This window comes from Mycolicibacterium gadium, from assembly GCF_010728925.1.
Taxonomy (GTDB): domain Bacteria; phylum Actinomycetota; class Actinomycetes; order Mycobacteriales; family Mycobacteriaceae; genus Mycobacterium; species Mycobacterium gadium.
Window position 1 is genome coordinate 1,529,934 of record NZ_AP022608.1, and the last position, 17,018, is coordinate 1,546,951.

Annotated in this window: 21 protein-coding genes; 15 read left to right on the plus strand and 6 right to left on the minus strand. The window is 65.5% G+C overall.

Going from position 1 to position 17,018, the window contains the following annotated elements:
- Positions 1-13: 13 nt before the first annotated feature.
- The 13 genes from G6N36_RS07630 to G6N36_RS07685 are packed head-to-tail and all read left to right on the plus strand — an operon-like array spanning position 14 to position 11,891.
- On the plus strand, positions 14-1,810 hold the full coding sequence (locus G6N36_RS07630) for a nickel-dependent hydrogenase large subunit (protein WP_163685969.1): 1,797 nt from the start codon (positions 14-16) through the stop codon (positions 1,808-1,810).
- Positions 1,811-1,813: 3 nt separating this feature from the next.
- Entirely contained in the window at positions 1,814-2,782 is a 969-nt protein-coding gene (locus tag G6N36_RS07635) for a NifU family protein (RefSeq protein WP_163685971.1), read from the plus strand.
- The gene (locus tag G6N36_RS07640; RefSeq protein WP_163685973.1) at positions 2,782-3,438 is read left to right on the plus strand and encodes a DUF5947 family protein; all 657 of its coding nucleotides are present in this window, start codon (positions 2,782-2,784) and stop codon (positions 3,436-3,438) included. The genes G6N36_RS07635 and G6N36_RS07640 overlap by 1 nt, the downstream gene beginning before the upstream one ends.
- Positions 3,435-4,103, plus strand: coding sequence for a DUF6084 family protein (locus tag G6N36_RS07645; protein WP_163685976.1), 669 nt, complete (start codon positions 3,435-3,437; stop codon positions 4,101-4,103). Before G6N36_RS07640 ends, G6N36_RS07645 begins: the two co-directional genes overlap by 4 nt.
- Positions 4,100-5,491, plus strand: coding sequence for a hypothetical protein (locus G6N36_RS07650; protein WP_163685977.1), 1,392 nt, complete (start codon positions 4,100-4,102; stop codon positions 5,489-5,491). The genes G6N36_RS07645 and G6N36_RS07650 overlap by 4 nt, the downstream gene beginning before the upstream one ends.
- A complete protein-coding gene (locus tag G6N36_RS30330) occupies positions 5,491-5,610 on the plus strand; it encodes a DUF6893 family small protein (RefSeq protein ID WP_372512220.1) in 120 nt (39 codons plus the stop codon). Before G6N36_RS07650 ends, G6N36_RS30330 begins: the two co-directional genes overlap by 1 nt.
- Positions 5,611-5,629: 19 nt before the next feature.
- Entirely contained in the window at positions 5,630-6,121 is a 492-nt protein-coding gene (locus G6N36_RS07655) for a hydrogenase maturation protease (RefSeq protein ID WP_163685979.1), read from the plus strand.
- 4 nt (positions 6,122-6,125) lie between these two features.
- Entirely contained in the window at positions 6,126-6,404 is a 279-nt protein-coding gene (locus G6N36_RS07660) for a HypC/HybG/HupF family hydrogenase formation chaperone (protein WP_163685981.1), read from the plus strand.
- The gene (gene hypF / locus G6N36_RS07665; RefSeq protein ID WP_163685982.1) at positions 6,401-8,689 is read left to right on the plus strand and encodes a carbamoyltransferase HypF; all 2,289 of its coding nucleotides are present in this window, start codon (positions 6,401-6,403) and stop codon (positions 8,687-8,689) included. The genes G6N36_RS07660 and hypF overlap by 4 nt, the downstream gene beginning before the upstream one ends.
- A gap of 16 nt (positions 8,690-8,705) precedes the next feature.
- The gene (locus G6N36_RS07670) at positions 8,706-9,026 is read left to right on the plus strand and encodes a HypC/HybG/HupF family hydrogenase formation chaperone (protein WP_163685984.1); all 321 of its coding nucleotides are present in this window, start codon (positions 8,706-8,708) and stop codon (positions 9,024-9,026) included.
- Positions 9,023-10,123, plus strand: a complete 1,101-nt coding sequence (gene hypD / locus G6N36_RS07675) for a hydrogenase formation protein HypD (RefSeq protein WP_163685986.1) — start codon at positions 9,023-9,025, stop codon at positions 10,121-10,123. Before G6N36_RS07670 ends, hypD begins: the two co-directional genes overlap by 4 nt.
- Before the next feature lie 31 nt (positions 10,124-10,154).
- A complete protein-coding gene (hypE, locus tag G6N36_RS07680) occupies positions 10,155-11,195 on the plus strand; it encodes a hydrogenase expression/formation protein HypE (protein WP_163690534.1) in 1,041 nt (346 codons plus the stop codon).
- Entirely contained in the window at positions 11,196-11,891 is a 696-nt protein-coding gene (locus G6N36_RS07685; RefSeq protein ID WP_163685987.1) for a DUF6390 family protein, read from the plus strand.
- A gap of 3 nt (positions 11,892-11,894) precedes the next feature.
- Here G6N36_RS07685 and G6N36_RS07690 read toward each other — a convergent pair whose 3' ends face one another.
- Both G6N36_RS07690 and G6N36_RS07695 read right to left on the minus strand, forming a co-directional pair.
- Positions 11,895-12,089 (minus strand): DUF3046 domain-containing protein, encoded by a 195-nt coding sequence (locus tag G6N36_RS07690; protein ID WP_163685989.1) that lies wholly within the window; start codon positions 12,087-12,089, stop codon positions 11,895-11,897.
- Between the two features lie 10 nt (positions 12,090-12,099).
- Positions 12,100-13,272 carry a glycosyltransferase gene (locus G6N36_RS07695; protein ID WP_163685990.1) on the minus strand — a complete coding sequence of 391 codons (1,173 nt, stop codon included), beginning with the start codon at positions 13,270-13,272 and terminating at the stop codon, positions 12,100-12,102.
- Positions 13,273-13,313: 41 nt separating this feature from the next.
- Between G6N36_RS07695 and G6N36_RS07700 the strand changes: the two genes are divergently transcribed.
- Positions 13,314-13,754 carry a limonene-1,2-epoxide hydrolase family protein gene (locus tag G6N36_RS07700; RefSeq protein ID WP_163685992.1) on the plus strand — a complete coding sequence of 147 codons (441 nt, stop codon included), beginning with the start codon at positions 13,314-13,316 and terminating at the stop codon, positions 13,752-13,754.
- A 30-nt stretch (positions 13,755-13,784) separates the two neighbouring features.
- Positions 13,785-14,201, plus strand: coding sequence for a DUF5313 domain-containing protein (locus G6N36_RS07705; protein ID WP_083127590.1), 417 nt, complete (start codon positions 13,785-13,787; stop codon positions 14,199-14,201).
- On the opposite strand, the gene pspM is transcribed toward G6N36_RS07705, so the two are convergent.
- The 4 genes from pspM to pgsA all read right to left on the minus strand — a co-directional run bounded on the left by pspM (position 14,198) and on the right by pgsA (position 17,010).
- A complete protein-coding gene (pspM, locus tag G6N36_RS07710; protein WP_163685993.1) occupies positions 14,198-15,016 on the minus strand; it encodes a phage shock envelope stress response protein PspM in 819 nt (272 codons plus the stop codon). The two genes, G6N36_RS07705 and pspM, sit on opposite strands and share 4 nt — an antisense overlap.
- An 18-nt stretch (positions 15,017-15,034) precedes the next feature.
- A complete protein-coding gene (pspA, locus tag G6N36_RS07715) occupies positions 15,035-15,847 on the minus strand; it encodes a phage shock protein PspA (protein ID WP_163685994.1) in 813 nt (270 codons plus the stop codon).
- A 105-nt stretch (positions 15,848-15,952) separates the two neighbouring features.
- Positions 15,953-16,285: a transcriptional regulator ClgR gene (gene clgR, locus G6N36_RS07720; RefSeq protein ID WP_083127587.1), complete on the minus strand. Its 333-nt coding sequence runs from the start codon at positions 16,283-16,285 to the stop codon at positions 15,953-15,955.
- Between the two features lie 128 nt (positions 16,286-16,413).
- Positions 16,414-17,010, minus strand: coding sequence for a CDP-diacylglycerol--glycerol-3-phosphate 3-phosphatidyltransferase (gene pgsA, locus G6N36_RS07725; protein WP_163685995.1), 597 nt, complete (start codon positions 17,008-17,010; stop codon positions 16,414-16,416).
- Between the last annotated feature and the right edge of the window lie 8 nt (positions 17,011-17,018).

Here is a 17,018-nt window from a genome sequence, read left to right on the forward strand (position 1 = left end):
AAGGCAAAACTCAATGACAACCACAGTTCCCGGCCCTCAGCACACCAAGAAGGATCCGAGCACGCTCGTCGACATGTCGTGGGATCCGATCACCCGCATCGTCGGCAGCCTCGGCATCTACACCAAGATCGACTTCGAGAATCGCGAGGTCGCCGAGTGTCACAGCACGTCCTCGATCTTCCGCGGCTACTCGATATTCATGAAAGGCAAAGATCCCCGCGACGCGCACTTCATCACGAGCCGCATCTGCGGCATCTGCGGCGACAACCACGCCACCTGTTCGTGCTACACGCAGAACATGGCGTACGGCGTCAAACCGCCCAACCTCGGCGAGTGGATCGTCAACCTCGGCGAAGCCGCGGAATACATGTTCGACCACAACATCTTCCAAGAGAACCTGGTAGGCGTCGACTACTGCGAGAAGATGGTCTCCGAAACCAACCCCGGTGTGTTGGCCAAGGCCGAGAACACGTTGGCGCCGAACTCCGACGCACACGGCTACCGCACGATCGCCGACATCATGCGGGCGCTGAACCCGTTCACGGGCGAGTTCTACCGCGAGGCCCTCGTCGTCAGCCGCTGGACGCGAGAGATGTTCTGCCTCATGGAGGGCAAGCACGTCCATCCCTCCACGCTGTATCCCGGTGGCGTGGGCACCGTGGCCACGATTCAGCTGATGACCGACTACATGACCCGGCTGATGCGCTACGTCGAGTTCATGAAGAAGGTCGTGCCGATGCACGACGATCTGTTCGACTTCTTCTACGAAGCGCTTCCCGGCTACGAGAAGGTCGGCTTGCGTCGCACGCTGCTCGGATGCTGGGGCTCGTTCCAGGATCCGGAGGTCTGCAACTTCGCGTACAAGGACATGGAGCGCTGGGGTAACGCGATGTTCGTCACTCCGGGTGTCGTGGTCGACGGAAAGCTGGTCACCCACTCGCTGGTCGACATCAATCTCGGCATCCGAATCCTTTTGGGCAGCTCGTATTACGACGACTGGACCGATCAGGAGATGTTCGTCCGCAACGATCCGCTGGGCAATCCGGTCGATCGCAGGCACCCGTGGAATCAGCACACCAACCCACGGCCCCAGAAGCGCGACATGGACGACAAGTACAGCTGGGTCATGTCGCCGCGCTGGTTCGACGGCAAGGATCATCTCGCGCTCGACACCGGTGGCGGTCCGCTGGCCCGGTTGTGGAGTACCGCGCTGGCCGGGCTCGTCGACATCGGTTACGTGAAGTCGACCGGCGGCAGCGTGCAGATCAATCTGCCCAAAACGGCGCTCAAGGGCCCCGTTTCGCTGGAGTGGAAGATCCCCGAACACGGGAGCAACACCCTGGAACGCAACCGGGCGCGGACCTACTTCCAGGCCTACGCGGCCGCGTGCGCGTTGCACTTCGCCGAGCAGGCGCTGATCGAGATCAGGGCGGGCCGAACGAAGACGTGGGAGAAGTTCACGGTGCCGGACGAGGCCATCGGCTGCGGCTTCACCGAGGCGGTGCGTGGTGTGCTCAGCCACCACATGGTGATTCGGGACGGCAAGATCGCGAATTACCACCCTTATCCCCCGACGCCGTGGAACGCCAACCCACGCGACAGCTACGGCACCCCTGGACCGTATGAAGACGCCGTTCAAGGGCAGCCGATCTTCGAGGAGAACGATCGGGAGAACTTCAAGGGCATCGACATCATGCGAACGGTGCGCAGCTTCGATCCGTGTCTGCCGTGCGGGGTGCACATGTATCTCGGTGAGGGCAAGACGCTCGAGAAGCTGCATTCACCGACCCAGTCCGTTACTGGGGAGTGATATATGGCCTCGACTGGACACCAGAGCCCGGAGGCACTCGACGACGAAACGCGATGGCGTTCAGCAGGTGATCGGATTCAGACCCTGCTGGACGCCAGTACGGGCAGCGGAACGATCGTGCGGGAGCGGACCGAGCAGCTCGCCGCCGAGCTGACGGACCTCTACGGGGCAGCGCTCCAGCGGATCGTCACCATGGCTTCCGAGTCGGCACCCGAGCTGGTCGAGCGGTTCGCCGCCGACGACCTCGTCGCCAGCCTCATGCTCGTGCACGGACTGCACCCGCACGGCGTCGAGCGCAGGATCGAGGATGCTCTGGACAGTGTTCGACCGTATCTGGGTTCGCACGGCGGCGACGTCGCGCTGCTCGGTGTGGTCGACGGCCGAGACGGGCCGGTGGTTCGCCTGCAGTTCGCGGGCAGCTGCAAGAGCTGCCCGTCATCGGCGGTCACCCTCGAGTTCGCCGTCGAGGACGCCGTGCGTGCCGCCGCCCCCGAGATCGCCTCGATCGAAGTCGTGGCTGCGGCCGAGAGCGCGTCTGGCCTGATCTCGGTGGATTCGTTGATGAGCCGCGTCCACACGAAGGACACCGTGGACGGCGCGGGCGCCGCCTGGCGCCCCCTTCCTGAGATCGCGGATCTCGATCCCGGCGAGGTCGGCGGCTTCCTGGTCGCCGGCGTGCCGATCCTGGCCTGCCGAATCGGCGATGATCTGTTCGCGTACCACGACCGGTGCGGTCGGTGTGAGGACTCGATGGCCGGCGCTGCGCTGCACCGTCCGATGGGCGCACCCATTGGACAGGCGGTCCTGCGCTGTCCGCGCTGTCACGCACATTTCGATGTGGTGCACGCAGGCGCGGGGCTGGATGACACTGCCGAACCGTCCGCTCGAACGCATCTCGATCCGATTCCCCTGCTCCGTCGCGATGGCGTCCTGTCGGTCGCGGTGCTCGCCGAGGCCACCGGGGTGCCGTGATGGCAGATGTGAGCGCTTTCGACGTGCTGACGCGCATCCGGGCCAACAAGCCCTCCACGCAGCCGGCCGGTGAACGATGTGAGATGTGCGCCGAACCGATCGCCGACGAGCACCAGCACGTCGTCAATGTCTCAGCGCGCCAGCTGATGTGCACGTGCCGCGGCTGCTATCTGTTGTTCACCGACCCACACGCCAAACTCCGCTACCGCGCGGTGCCCGATCGATATCTCAGCTTCTCCGATTTCTCGTTGGACCGTCGCGCATGGGAAGCGCTCCAGATTCCCGTCGGCTTGGCGTTCTTCTTCCACAACTCCGACATGGGCAAGACCGTGGCCTTCTACCCGGGCCCGGCCGGAGCCACCGAGTCGGAACTGGACCTCGACGCCTGGAGCGAGATCAGCGGCGCCGACAGCCGACTGGGCTTGCTAGCCGACGATGTCGAAGCGCTGCTGGTTCGGGTGCCCGATCGAGACCACGTGGATCCCGAACTCAATGCCCCCGCCGAGTGCTACCTGGTCCCCATCGACGCCTGCTATGAGTTCGTCGGCAGACTGCGAATGTTGTGGCGGGGCTTCGACGGTGGCCACGAGGTCCGGGAGTTCGTCGACGAGTTCTTCGAGCGGGTCAAGGCGCGCAGCAAGGTGGCGTCCGCGTGAGCAATTTGACGTTCACCGTCGTGGACGTGGTCGCCGAACAGTTCTCGGTCACGCCACGACTGACCGCGCGCATCGGCATCACGGCCGGCGACACCGAGCCGATCCAGGCGATTGCCCTGCGATGCCAGATCCGCATCGAACCGCTTCGCCGGCCCTACTCCGACGAAGAAGCCGCTGGCCTGATCGATCTGTTCGGGCCGCGCGAGCGGTGGGTCAACACTCAACGCACGTTCCTCTGGCAACACAGCACCGCGATGGTTCAAGGCTTCACCGGCGTCACCGAGGTGTCCCTGCCGCTGGAGTGCACCTACGATTTCGAGGTCGCGGCGTCGAAATACCTGCACGCATTGCGCGACGGCGCCATTCCCCTGCTGTTCCTGTTCAGCGGAACGGTGTTCGTGCCGGGCGAACGTGGCTTCTCGGTTCGTCAGGTGTCCTGGGAATGCGAAGCCCAACACGAGATGCCGGTCGCGGTGTGGAACGACCTCGTGCGGATCCACTATCCCAACGCGGGGTGGGTACGACTCGGGCACGACACCGTATCCGCACTGGCGGCCTACAAGTCGGCCCGTGGGATGCTCGACTTCGAGGACGCCGTCACCTCCTTGCTCGCGCAAGCCCCGCAATTGACCCCGCCGACCCCTGCGCCCGAGGAGGTCCGGTGAAACCCACCTGGGATCGAGCGCGTGCCATCGCCGATGCGGTGCTCTACGAGGGGTACCTGCTCTATCCGTACCGAGCGACGTCGTCCAAGAACCAATCCCGCTGGCAGTTCGGCGTGGTCGGACCACCGGGTGCGTCGGACGCGGGCATCGGCGAGGAAGACAGCATGTCGGGGCAATTCCTGGTCGACGGTGACAGCGAATTGACCCTCGTCGTGCGTTTCCTGCAGCTGCAGCACCGCCGCGCCGAACGCAATATCGGCGGCGGAACCTTCGAGCCGGTCGACGAATTGACCAGTGGCTCGCAGACCTGGGTCACCTGGGACGAGGCGGTGGAGCGCGAACTGTCGTTCGGCCCCTTCGATCTGACCGGCCTCGTGCGGCCGCGCACCCTGGCCATCGAGGTCGCCGAGGGCAGTGAGGCCGAGAACGTGGACGGCGGTCGACTGGTCCGCACCAGATCCGCCGTCCGGGCCGATCTGACCGTCGCCGTCGAGCGCGAGGCAACCGACCTCTACCGGGTCAGCGTGACGGTGCACAATGCAGGTGCGGCCGCAAGAAACAAGGAACAAGCCATCGCCACATCGATGATCGGTACCCATATCATTGCCGAAGTGGTTGGCGGAGAGTTCATCTCACTGCTCGAATCGCCGGACTCCGCGGCGGACGCGGTTTCGCGCCTGGTCCAGCACCGCTGCTTTCCAGTGCTCGCCGGACGGCCCGGGGAGCGTGACCTGCTGCTGATTTCGCCCATCATTCTCTACGACCACCCGGAGATCGCCGAACAGAGCGAGGGCGCGCTGTACGACTCGACCGAGATCGACGAAATCCTCACCCTTCGCGTGATGACGATGACCGATGAGGAGAAGGCGCAAGCACGCGCCACCGACCCACTGGCTGCGGCGATAATCGACAGATGCGATTCGATGTCGCCGGAGGCCCTGCAGCAATTGCACGGCATCCTGCGCAATCCGCACGCGCAAGAACCCGGGCTCCCGCCGCGACTCGATGCACTGGATGAGCAGATGAGGTCTGCCGGGCTGATCCCTGAGATCCCAGAGGGCGTCGATTGGTGGGATCCGGTAGCCGACACCGCCGTCCGCCCCGACGTCGATGCCGTCCTGGTGAACGGCGTGCGGGTGTCCGCGGGCAGCAGAGTCCGCCTGCGGCCGTGTCGCCGCGCCGACGCGCAGGACATCTTCTTCGCGGGCAAGAGCGCCCGCGTCACTTCCGTCCACGAGGACGTCGACGGCCAGCAGTACGTCGGCGTCATCGTGGAGGACGATCCAGACGTCGAGATGCCCGACTCGTACGGCCGATACCTGTACTTCACGCCGGACGAGGTCGAACCGATCGACGCAAGAGTAGTCAGTCCAGATAGGAGTTCATGATGGATGTAATTGGTTGGTTGGCAACCGGTGTCGTGGCCGTCGTCGTTGTCGGCGGGGTGGTGATCGGACTCCGCTCCATCCCGGACGTGCGACGGTACATGAAGATACGCAACATGTAGTCAGGAGTTCCTCAACCAGATGACAGCCCGCATCCTGGTCGCCGGAATCGGCAACATCTTCCTCGGAGACGACGGCTTCGGCCCCGAGGTGATGCGTCATGTCGTCGGTCGGGACCTAGGCGCCGATGTGCACCCGGTGGATTATGGAATCAGGGGTATGCACCTCGCCTATGACCTCCTCGAGGAGTGGCACGCGCTCGTCCTCGTCGATGCACTGCCCGATCGCGGAACACCCGGGACACTCCACATATTCGAGGCTGACCACGAAACCCTCTCATCCACCGCCGGTCTCGAAGCGCACAGCATGGACCCGGCGGCCGTGTTCGCCACACTCAGGGCACTGGGCGGGACTGCACCCAAGACAATCGTCATCGGCTGCGAAGTCGAGAACATCGAGGAGGGCATGGGTCTGTCGGACCCGGTCGCCGCGGCGGTGCCGGTGGCGGTCGCGGCCGTCTACGACGTCCTGGCCGACCTTGCCGTCCGCTCGCCGGCACCTGCGGAAGGCTGAAGCGATGTGTCTCGGGATCCCAGGACAGGTGGTCCGGATGCTGGAGGGCTACGGTGATCAGCTGGCCCTGGTGAATGTCGCGGGCGAGAACCGCAAAGTGAACATCGGCATGCTGCCCGAGGAGACATTCGACGCCGGTGACTGGGTGATCATCCACATGGGATTCGTCGTCGAGAAAACCGACAAAGCAGGTGCCGACGCCGCGATGGCCGGACTGGAGATGATGGGCAGGGGCGGCGAACCAGGAGAAACCCCCGGCCAGATCGACAGGGCGTTCCCATGACCGGCCGACGCAGGCTCCGTGTCTGCGTACACGGCGTCGTTCAGGGAGTCGGGTTCCGGCCGTTCGTCTACGCGTGCGCGGCCGCGTTCGGCCTGTCCGGATCCGTACGCAATGACAGTTCCGGTGCCGTGATAGAGATCGAGGGTGGCGCCGACCAGATCGACGACTTCCTCACCCGCCTACGTGACCGACCGCCGCCGCTGGCGGTGATCGAATCGATCGAGACCGCCGATGTCCCGGTTGTCGGCGGAACCGGCTTCACCATCGCGGATACGTCCCGATCAGCCACGGGCCGCACACTGGCCTCCCCCGACGTCGCCATGTGTGCCGAATGCGCCGCCGAGCAGAGTGATCCGACCAACAGGCGTTACCGGCACGCATTCGTCAACTGCACCAACTGCGGCCCGCGATTCACCATCATCGCGTCGCTACCCTACGACCGCGCGTCCACGACCATGGCGCCCTTCATGATGTGCGCCGACTGTGCCGCCGAATACCACGATCCAGCTGATCGGCGATTCCACGCCCAACCCGTGTGCTGTCCGAAATGCGGACCCACGCTGCACTACCGGGCCCGCGACGGTCGGTCGGCCGAATCCGAAGCCGCGCTGCGGCAGGCGCGGCGACTGCTGAGCGACGGCGGTATCGTCGCCGTCAAGGGCATCGGCGGATATCACCTCGCCTGCGATGCCGCCAACGAGCGCGCGGTGAAAGAGCTGCGCATTCGAAAGCGGCGTGGCGACAAACCGTTCGCGCTGATGGTCGCGGACATGACGACCGCACGCACCATCGCCGAGATCGATGACGGATCGGCGCGGCTGCTGGCCGGTGCGCAACGGCCGATCGTGCTGATGCCGCGCCGCGACGATGCCGCGGTCGCCGACGCCGTGGCCCCGCACAATTCGGACCTTGGCGTCATGCTCGCCTACACGCCCTTGCATGCGCTGCTGTTCGGCCTACCTGGTGACGAACCGGGCCCCGTCGCACTCGTGATGACATCGGGCAACCTCGGTGGAGAGCCGATCTGCTACGCAGACGGCGATGCGCTGGAACGACTTTCGCAGCTGGCCGATGCATGGCTGATGCACGACCGGGAGATCCTGGTTCCGTGCGACGACTCCGTCGTGCGGGTCGTCGACCAAGCCGAATTGCCGATCAGGCGCTCCCGCGGATACGCACCGCTGCCCGTCGCGCTGCCGGTTGCGCTGCCGCCCACCCTCGCGGTCGGCGCCGACCTGAAGAACACACTGGCAGTGGCAGACGGGAAGTACGCGTGGCTCAGCCAGCACATCGGCGATATGGACGACCTGTCGACGTTGGCGGCCTTCGACTCGGCACGAGGCCACCTGCAGGCACTCACCGGCGTCGAACCGGAAGTGCTTGTCGCCGATGCCCATCCGCTGTACCGGTCCGCCGCATGGGCGCACCGAAACTCTCGAGGTCGGCCCGTCCGGACGGTCCAGCACCACCACGCTCATATCGCCTCGGTCATGGCCGAACACGGCCTGGACGGCTCGCGACCGGTACTCGGATTCGCATTCGATGGAACCGGCTACGGGCCCGACAATGCCGTGTGGGGCGGCGAGGTGCTCCTTGCCGATTACAAGGGCTACCGGCGGCTTTCACACCTGCGGTATGTGCCGTTGCCCGGGGGGGACGTCAGCGTCCTGCGACCGTACCGGATGGCTCTGGCGCACCTGTGGGCGGCGGGAATGGCCTGGGACGAGGACCTCGCGCCCGTACGGGCATGCCCGACGGATGAGCGGCGCGTACTGGCCCACCAGCTAGAGACCGGCCTGGGTTGCGCGCCGACGTCCAGTATGGGACGGCTCTTCGACACCGTTGCGTCGTTGGTCGACGCGCGGCAGGTTGTCGCATACGAGGCGCAGACGGCCATCGAGCTGGAGGGGATGTCCCGCGACGCGGCCTGTGGCACAGCCACTTACGACTTCTCCATCGACCTCTCCCAATCACCTGCGATGATCGATCCGACACCTGTCATCAAGGCGGTCGTCGACGACGTCCGATCCGGAATGACCGCAGGTGTGGTCGGCGCACGCTTCCACCGAGCCGTAGCGGATTTGATCGTGCGCTTGGCCACCACCGTGGTGACCGATTACCCCACTGTCGCACTGTCGGGGGGCGTGTTCCAAAACGCATTGCTACTACGCCTGGCCCTGCGCGGCCTGCGGGACAGGGGATTCGACGTGATCACTCACCGTTTCGTGCCACCGAACGACGGCGGGATCGCACTGGGCCAACTATTGGTGGGGAATTCCTCATGAGGAAGGGAGGCCGCTGATGTGCTTGGCGGTTCCGGGAAAAATTGTCAGCATCGACGACCGTGATGGCACTTTGATGTCCGTTGTCGATTTCGGCGGGATCAAGAAGGACGTCTGCCTGGAGTACATCCCCGACGCGGAAGTGGGCCAATACGTCGTCGTCCATGTCGGTTTCGCGCTTCAACGCCTCGACGAGGAATCAGCGATGCGGACACTCGCCGAATTCGAGCACCTCGGGGTGCTCAGGGAGGAGTTCACCGATGGTTTCGAACTGGCCGCCCAGCAGGCCGGCCTCGACAACCCCAACTCGACCAACGGAAATACTGAGGTAATGCCATGAAGTACCTGGATGAGTTCAGCGACCCCCAGCTCGCCCGCCGCCTCGTCGACGAGATCAAGGCTGCTACCAGTCAGCGTTGGTCGATCATGGAAGTATGTGGTGGACAGACACATTCGATCATCCGACATGGCATCGACCAACTGCTGCCGGATACCATCGAGATGATCCACGGCCCAGGATGCCCGGTCTGCGTGACGCCGTTGGAGATCATCGACAAGGCGCTGGAGATCGCGTCACGTCCCGATGTGATCTTCTGTTCGTTCGGCGACATGCTGCGCGTGCCCGGCAGCGAAAAGGACCTGTTCCAGGTCAAGAGCCGCGGAGGCGACGTACGGGTGGTCTACTCACCGCTGGACGCGCTGAAGATCGCGAAAGAGAACCCCGCAAAACAGGTGGTGTTCTTCGGAATCGGCTTCGAGACCACAGCGCCGGCCAACGCGATGACGGTCTATCAAGCCAAGCGGCTTGGCATCGAGAACTTCTCACTGCTGGTATCCCACGTTCTCGTGCCCCCGGCGATCTCGGCGATCATGGAGTCGCCGACCTGCCGAGTGCAGGCGTTCCTGGCAGCCGGTCATGTCTGCACGGTGATGGGAACCGAGGAGTATCCGCCGCTGTGCGACAAGTACAACATTCCGATCGTCGTCACAGGGTTCGAGCCGCTGGACATCCTCGAGGGAATTCGGCGCACAGTGTTACAGCTGGAATCGGGTCGCCACGAGCTGGAGAACGCCTACCCGCGTGCCGTTCAATCCGACGGTAATTCCGCGGCCAAAGCCATGCTCCTCGACGTCTTCAAGGTGACCGACAGGGCATGGCGCGGCATCGGCACGATCCCCAGTAGCGGTTGGCGGCTCTCGTCTGCGTATCGCGACTACGACGCGGAGCACCGTTTCTCCGTCACCGATATTCACACTGAGGAATCGCCGGTATGCCGGTCAGGCGAGGTGCTCCAGGGCCTGATCAAGCCGCACGAGTGTGAGGCGTTCGGCACGCTGTGCACTCCGCGTAATCCCCTTGGGGCCACGATGGTCTCGTCGGAGGGGGCGTGCGCCGCCTACTACCTGTACCGGCGGCTGGAGGTGGCGAGTGCCTGATACGCCCGCGGATACCGGCGCCAAGATCGACATGGAATCGTGGGTTTGTCCCGCCCCCCTGCGGAACTCGCCCAACATCGTGATGGGACACGGCGGCGGTGGGGCGATGTCGGCCGAACTCATCGAGCACCTGTTCCTGCCGGCGTTCGGCCCCGCGGCCGATGCGGCAATGGGCGATTCCGCGGTGCTGGAGGTCGGCAATGTGCGGCTGGCATTCTCGACGGATTCTTTCGTCGTCAAACCGCTGGCCTTCCCGGGCGGCACGATCGGTGATCTCGCAGTGAACGGCACGGTCAACGATCTGGCGATGGCTGGAGCACGGCCGATGGTGCTCTCCACTGCGTTCATTCTCGAAGAGGGCACTTCCCTGGATGAGCTCGCACATGTCGCCCAGGCGGTGGGAACCGCGGCGATGGCGGCAGGCGTCAAGTTGGTCACCGGCGATACCAAAGTGGTCGATGCCGGCCACGGGGACGGCGTCTACATCAACACAGCGGGCATCGGTCTGATCGACGAGCGAGCGGACATCCGGCCGCAGCGCGCCACGGCGGGCGACGTCGTGATCGTCAGCGGGGACATCGGAGTACACGGTGTCGCGGTGATGAGCTGTCGAGAAGGATTGGAGTTCGGTACCACCGTCGCGAGCGACACCGCCCCACTGCACGGGCTGGTCGCCGCGATGATCGACACGGGCGCCGACATCCACGTGCTGCGCGATCCGACCAGGGGTGGCGTCGCGGCGACGCTGAACGAGATCGCCAAGACGGCCCGGGTCGGAATCTCGCTGGACGAACGGGCATTCCCGATTCCGGCCGAGGTGCGCGATGCATGCGGTCTGCTGGGTCTCGACCCGCTCTACGTGGCCAACGAAGGCAAGCTGGTCGCGTTCGTGCCACCGGCAGACGCCGATCGAGTGCTCGCCGCCATGCAAACACATCCGCTCGGCGGCCATGCCACGGTGATCGGTCGCTGTGTCGCCGAGCACCCCGGGATGGTGTCCGCCAAGACAGCACTGGGCGGCACCCGCGTCGTCGACCTGCCCATCGGCGAACAACTACCGCGGATCTGCTGAATGAGCGGGCACGAGACCTTTGCCTGCTACGCCTTCCCGCCGAACGAACTGGGCTATTGCGGACCCGCTGATGTTGCTCATACCGAGTTGGCCTCATATGCGCGCGAATTCGACGGTGCGTGGCCGTATCTGCAGGCCATTGCCGATGCCGCGGGGATTGCCGATCCGCTCGATGACGACGTCGTACGCAGCTATTGGATCGGCGGATCCTTGCTGGACAAGGTCGACCCCGCCGAGTTGTTGTCACGTCTGCGTAGCGCCTTCGCCGGCCAGGTCACCGGACTGCTGGGCGATCTAGGAGAGCACGCGCACGCATTGGCGCACCACAGCTTTCACGTGTTCGTCGTCTACCCGTGGATCCGTTTCCTTGATCGCGATCCGGCGACGCCGGTGCGGGTCATGCAGGATTGCCGGATTCGCTGGGGCACCGTCGACTCAGTAACGGGCGAGGAAGCCGAGATAGTCTGTCGCCCCTTGTCATTCGACTCCGGTGAGCTGACGCTGGCAGATCCGCGCGTCGAATCGGTGCGCTGGAGCAAGAACGGCGAATCCTTGGGCCCACCGCCGGCTCCCGGAGACCTGGTATCGGCACACTGGGACTGGGTGTGCGGGGCGCTGAGCGACGCTGATGCGGACGCGTTGGCCGTAGCGACACAGGTGACACTCGACCTGGTCAACGCCGCCAGACGGGCCTGAGGGTCACCACTGGTCGCGCGGGACGTCGAAATCCGCGCACAGCGCGCGCCAGACATCACGCGGGTCGACGCCATCCTCGATGGCCTGCGCGGGCGTGCGCCCGTCGAGACCAGTCAAGACGTGGTCAACGAGCAACGACGCGCCGCGCACCGACCCGAACTGTCCCTCGACGAGTTCGTTGAATTCCGTCAACCGCACGTCGCCCAACCTACGCCGTCGGCCCGACCGCTTCATGGCACACCCGTACCGGATCGTCGACGTCGGCCAGGGTGGCGCCTGCGTCTCGCGCGGCCTCACGATACGACGGTGACGACAGCACCTCACGCACCGCGGCCGACAATCCCTCGGCGGTCAAAGGGCGAACCAGCACCCCACTACCTTGGCGCACAACGCGATTGGCGATCTCCCATTGGTCACCACCGCCGGGCACCGCCACGAGGGGTACACCCGCGAGCAGTGACTTGGACACGATGCCGTGCCCGCCACCGCAGATCACCACGTCGGCGCTCGACAGCAGTACGTCCTGGCGACCCAGCCCGACCGCGGCCCACGGCGGCACCGGCGCAGCGGGGCCGCCCAGCCGCGACACCACGACCCGCGACCCCTCGGGAAGGGCCTCGCCGGGGATCAGGGTGTCCAGGGCAAGTTCGGCCAGACCGTGGGCACCGGTCGCCGCCGTCGACGGCGCGACGACCACCAGCGGGCCGGAGCCGGGCGGAATCGGCAGTTCCGACGACGTGGGTTCGAAGTGCAGGGGCCCGACGATCACCGCCTCGGACGGCCAGTCGGGGCGCGGCATCTCCAGGGCGGGCAGCGTGGCGATCAGCCGTCGCCGCGGGCCCGGGTCGACTGCGGGCAAACCGATTTCAACCCGCGCCGCCTGCCGCTGCCGCAGTCCCTCGCGCCATGACCGGGCGGACATCGCCCGTAACACCGTGTCGCGGACCTTGCCGCGGATGCCGACGCCGGGCGCCAGCCCGCTGCCGATCGGCGGAAGGCCCTTCGACGGTCGATACAGCGGCTGGGGGTTCAGTTCGACCCAGGGCAGGCCAAGAAGGTCGGCGGCGAACGCGCCGGCGACGGTGATGACATCCGACACCACCAGGTCCGGTGCCAGCTCGGTCAGCTGTGGTCCGTTGAGCACCGCCATCCGAGCCGCCCGTTGGTTGATCTTGGCGCCTGCGTCGGCGTCGTCGTCGGCTTCGGTCGCGTCCAGGCCGAGGAGTTCAACCGCGTCCACGCCTGCCGATCTGGCCACGCCCAGCCGCTGTGCGCCGGTCAAAAGTCTCGGTGAATCCCCGTTGGCCAGAAAGCGAAGGCACAGCGCAATGGCCGGAAAGGCGTGCCCGGGATCGGGTCCGGCAACGACCGCGACGCGCATTGGGCCTACCATGCCATAGCGCTGCCCCATAGTCTGAAGGCATGACCGACCAGGCATCTGGAGTACGACCCGACCTCGACAACGTCCGTGTCGTAGAGACGTTCCTCTACGCACTTCAGGACGAGGACTTCGACACCCTCGACCGTTCGCTGGCGGACACCATCGAATGGCAGAACGTCGGATTCCCTACCATCAGGGGCCGCGAACGCATCGTCGGCATGATGAGACGGGGCGAAGGCCGCATGGGCTTCGAGGTGAAGATTCATCGCATCGCCGCCGAAGGCAACGCGGTGCTGACCGAGCGTACCGACGCCGTGGTGTTCGGACCGCTGCGCATTCAGTTCTGGGTGTGCGGAACCTTCGAGGTGCATGCGGGGCGGATTACCCTGTGGCGAGACTATTTCGACACACTGGACTTCCTGAAGGGGACCGTCCGGGGAGTCGCCGCCACGGTGTTCCCGTCCTTGCGCGCGACCATGTAGCCTGCCGCATTGCTATCATTCGGGCTCGATATGAGCACCGAACCCGCGCGCACACGGCCGAACTTCGTCGAATACATCGGCTACTGCTACGGCAGAGCGCTGCCGGCCTCCATGCACGACTGGGTGCGCAACGACCTGGCCGGCAAGGGCGCCACCGTCCGCATGATGATTCGCGTCTTCATTCCGGCATTCGTCATCCTGATCCCGTTCTGGTTCATTCCGACCACGTTGGACGTGCACCTGTCGATGACGCTGCCGATCCTGATCCCATTCGTGTTCTTCTCACACGCACTCAACAAGGTCTGGCGACGACACATGTTGCGAAAGCACGGTCTGGACCCGAACCTCGTCGACGCACTCTCCCGCCAGAAGAACGCCCACGTCCACGAGGCGTATATCGAGCGCTACGGGCCGCGCTCAGGACCGTCGAGCTCGCACGACGTCTAGGCCCGGCGCAGGTGGCCGAGTTCGTCGAAGGCCTGCGCCCATCCGAGCAGCCGATCGGTCGCGTTCGACAACTCGTTGCGGTAGCGCTGTTGGGTCATCGGTGAGCTCGACATCGATCCGGTGTTGGCCGCTGACACCAATTGCGCTGCCGCGGTGACCATTTCGTTGTACTGACGGCTACCCTGCTGCAGTTGAGCGGTGAAGGCCTGAATCGTCGGCGCCAAATGCGCGCGCGCCTGCGGTGCGGAGCTGATCGTGCGCTCCATCGACACCACCTCGTTCGCGGTCGCGGTCATCGTGGCGGCTGTCTGGTTGGCCGCGGCCGTCAGCTCACGAAGCTCGTCGGCGGGCAACAGCCGACCGCGCTCCATCACCCCGAGAAGCGAGAACAGACCGCGTTCTGAGGCGGCCAGCGCGGCCATCGGCTGGCGGGCGGCCGAACCCCACGCGGGCAGCCGTCGAGCGGAACGGGAACGCTGCGGCGGCAACGGTTCACCGCGCAGCCAGCGGTAGCGGAGGAACGACAGCGTCGCCAGGAATGCGGCGCCGACCGCGATGGGAGCCGGGATGAACAGTGCCCAGAACGGGGTTTCCCACGCCGACAGCAGTCCGGTGACACCGATCCAGAACAGCGACGACACCGTGAAGAACACGCCGAGCCGCAGTGCCCAGCGTCGCTTGCGCAACAATTTGGCGCGCGGATCCGCTGCGGCGTTGAGCTTTTCGGCCACCACATCGGACCACTCCGCGGCGGTGTCCACACCGCGCTGCACCAACGAGCGCCACGCCTCCGGTCTACTGGCTCGCGAATTCACACCTGTTCCTCACGGAAGTTACTGCGACAGTGGGTTTTCCGGTGCCGCTTGGGGGTTGACAGCCGGCGCGGCCGGCGCGGCTGCGGCGTTACCGCCCGCCGGCAACTGCTCACCGCGCATGGACGCACGGATCTGCTCGAGCCGCGAGTGTCCGGCCATCTGCACACTGGCCGACTGCACCTCCATCATCCGGCCCTGCACGGAGTTCTGAGCCAGCTCGGCGGACCCGATCGCGTTGGCGTAGCGCCGTTCGATCTTGTCGCGCACCTCGTCGAGGCTCGGCGTGCTACCCGGCGCGGCGAGCTCGCTCATCGACCGCAGCGATGCACTGACCTGTTCCTGCATCTTGGCCTGCTCGAGTTGGCTGAGCAGCTTGGTGCGCTCGGCGATCTTCTGCTGCAGCATCATCGCGTTCTGCTCAACGGCCTTCTTGGCCTGCCCGGCGGCCTGCAGCGCCTGATCGTGCAGGGACTTGAGGTCCTCGACGCTCTGCTCCGAGGTCACCAGCTGCGCGGCAAACGCCTCGGCAGCATTGGTGTACTCGGTGGCTTTGGCGGCATCGCCGGCGGCGGTCGCCTGGTCGGCCAGCGTCAGGGCCTGGCGGACGTTGACTTGAAGCTTCTCGATATCGGCGAGCTGGCGGTTGAGCCGCATCTCCAGCTGACGCTGGTTTCCGATGACCTGGGCGGCCTGCTGAGTCAGCGCCTGGTGCTGGCGCTGGGCCTCCTCGATGGCCTGCTGGATCTGCACCTTCGGATCGGCGTACTCATCGACCTTGGAGCTGAAGAGCGCCATCAGGTACTTCCACGCCTTGGTGAACGGATTGGCCATCGGTTCATTCCGCCTTCGTGTCTGTCGTTGTCTCGGCCCTGGGCCGCCGGCTTCCCGTGCTGCCCAATCTATCGGGTCGATGACTGTTGTCGCACCTACACTGGCTCAGGCGACCGCCATCGACACGACCTGCGGAATGACGACCTTCGTCGAGGCGTCGATGTTGGCCGAACCGATCGACTCGCGCTCGAACGCCGCAAGTTCTTGGCGACCCATCTCGTCACCCGCGTCGGACAGCACCCGCGACAGCGGCACGTCCAGCGCGCTGCAGATGGCGCTGAGCAACTCGCTCGACGCCTCCTTGCGGCCACGCTCGACCTCGGAGAGGTAACCAAGGCTGACCCGGGCGGAGTCGGACACCTCGCGCAGGGTGCGGCCCTGCTCGGTGCGGGCGCGGCGCAGCACGTCGCCGATCACCTCGCGCAGCAATGCCGTCATACGTGCTCCCCTTTCGAGAGGTCCGTCGCTGGGGCTTTGTACTAGGGCAACGCCGCGGGCATGCGGGTGGTTCCCGGATACCGCAAATAGCCGCCGTTCGAGGCGAAACCGCTGTACAACGGACTGAATCAGTTAGCGGCGGGGCGTGCGCGCGAATCGCGAATAGCCGAGACGACATAGTCGATGCCGGTGATCACCGTCAGGATGACGGCCGCCCCCATCACCACCCAGGCCCCGGTGAGCCAGGGGCCCGACAGGGGCAGCACGAACAAGCCGATCGCCACGCCCTGGACGAGGGTTTTCAGCTTCCCGCCCCGGCTGGCCGGAATGACGCCGTGGCGCAGCACCGCGAAGCGCAGAACTGTGATGCCGATCTCGCGCGTCATGATCACGACGGTCACCCACCACGGCATCTCGCCGAGGATCGACAGACCGATCAACGCCGCACCGATGAGGGCTTTGTCGGCGATCGGGTCGATCAGGGTGCCGAATTCGGTGACCATTCCATAGCTGCGGGCCAGTGCACCGTCGAACCGATCCGTGATCACCGCGACGGTGAACACGATGAATGCGGCTATCCGCCAAAACGTTTCGTGGCCGTCGGCGACGAACAGGACGACCAGGAACACCGGGACCAACGCCAGCCGGACACCGGTGAGCACATTGGCGATGTTCGCGACCCGGGCGCGCGGCACCACGGGATCGGTCGTGGGTTCGCCCGGCACCGCAACAG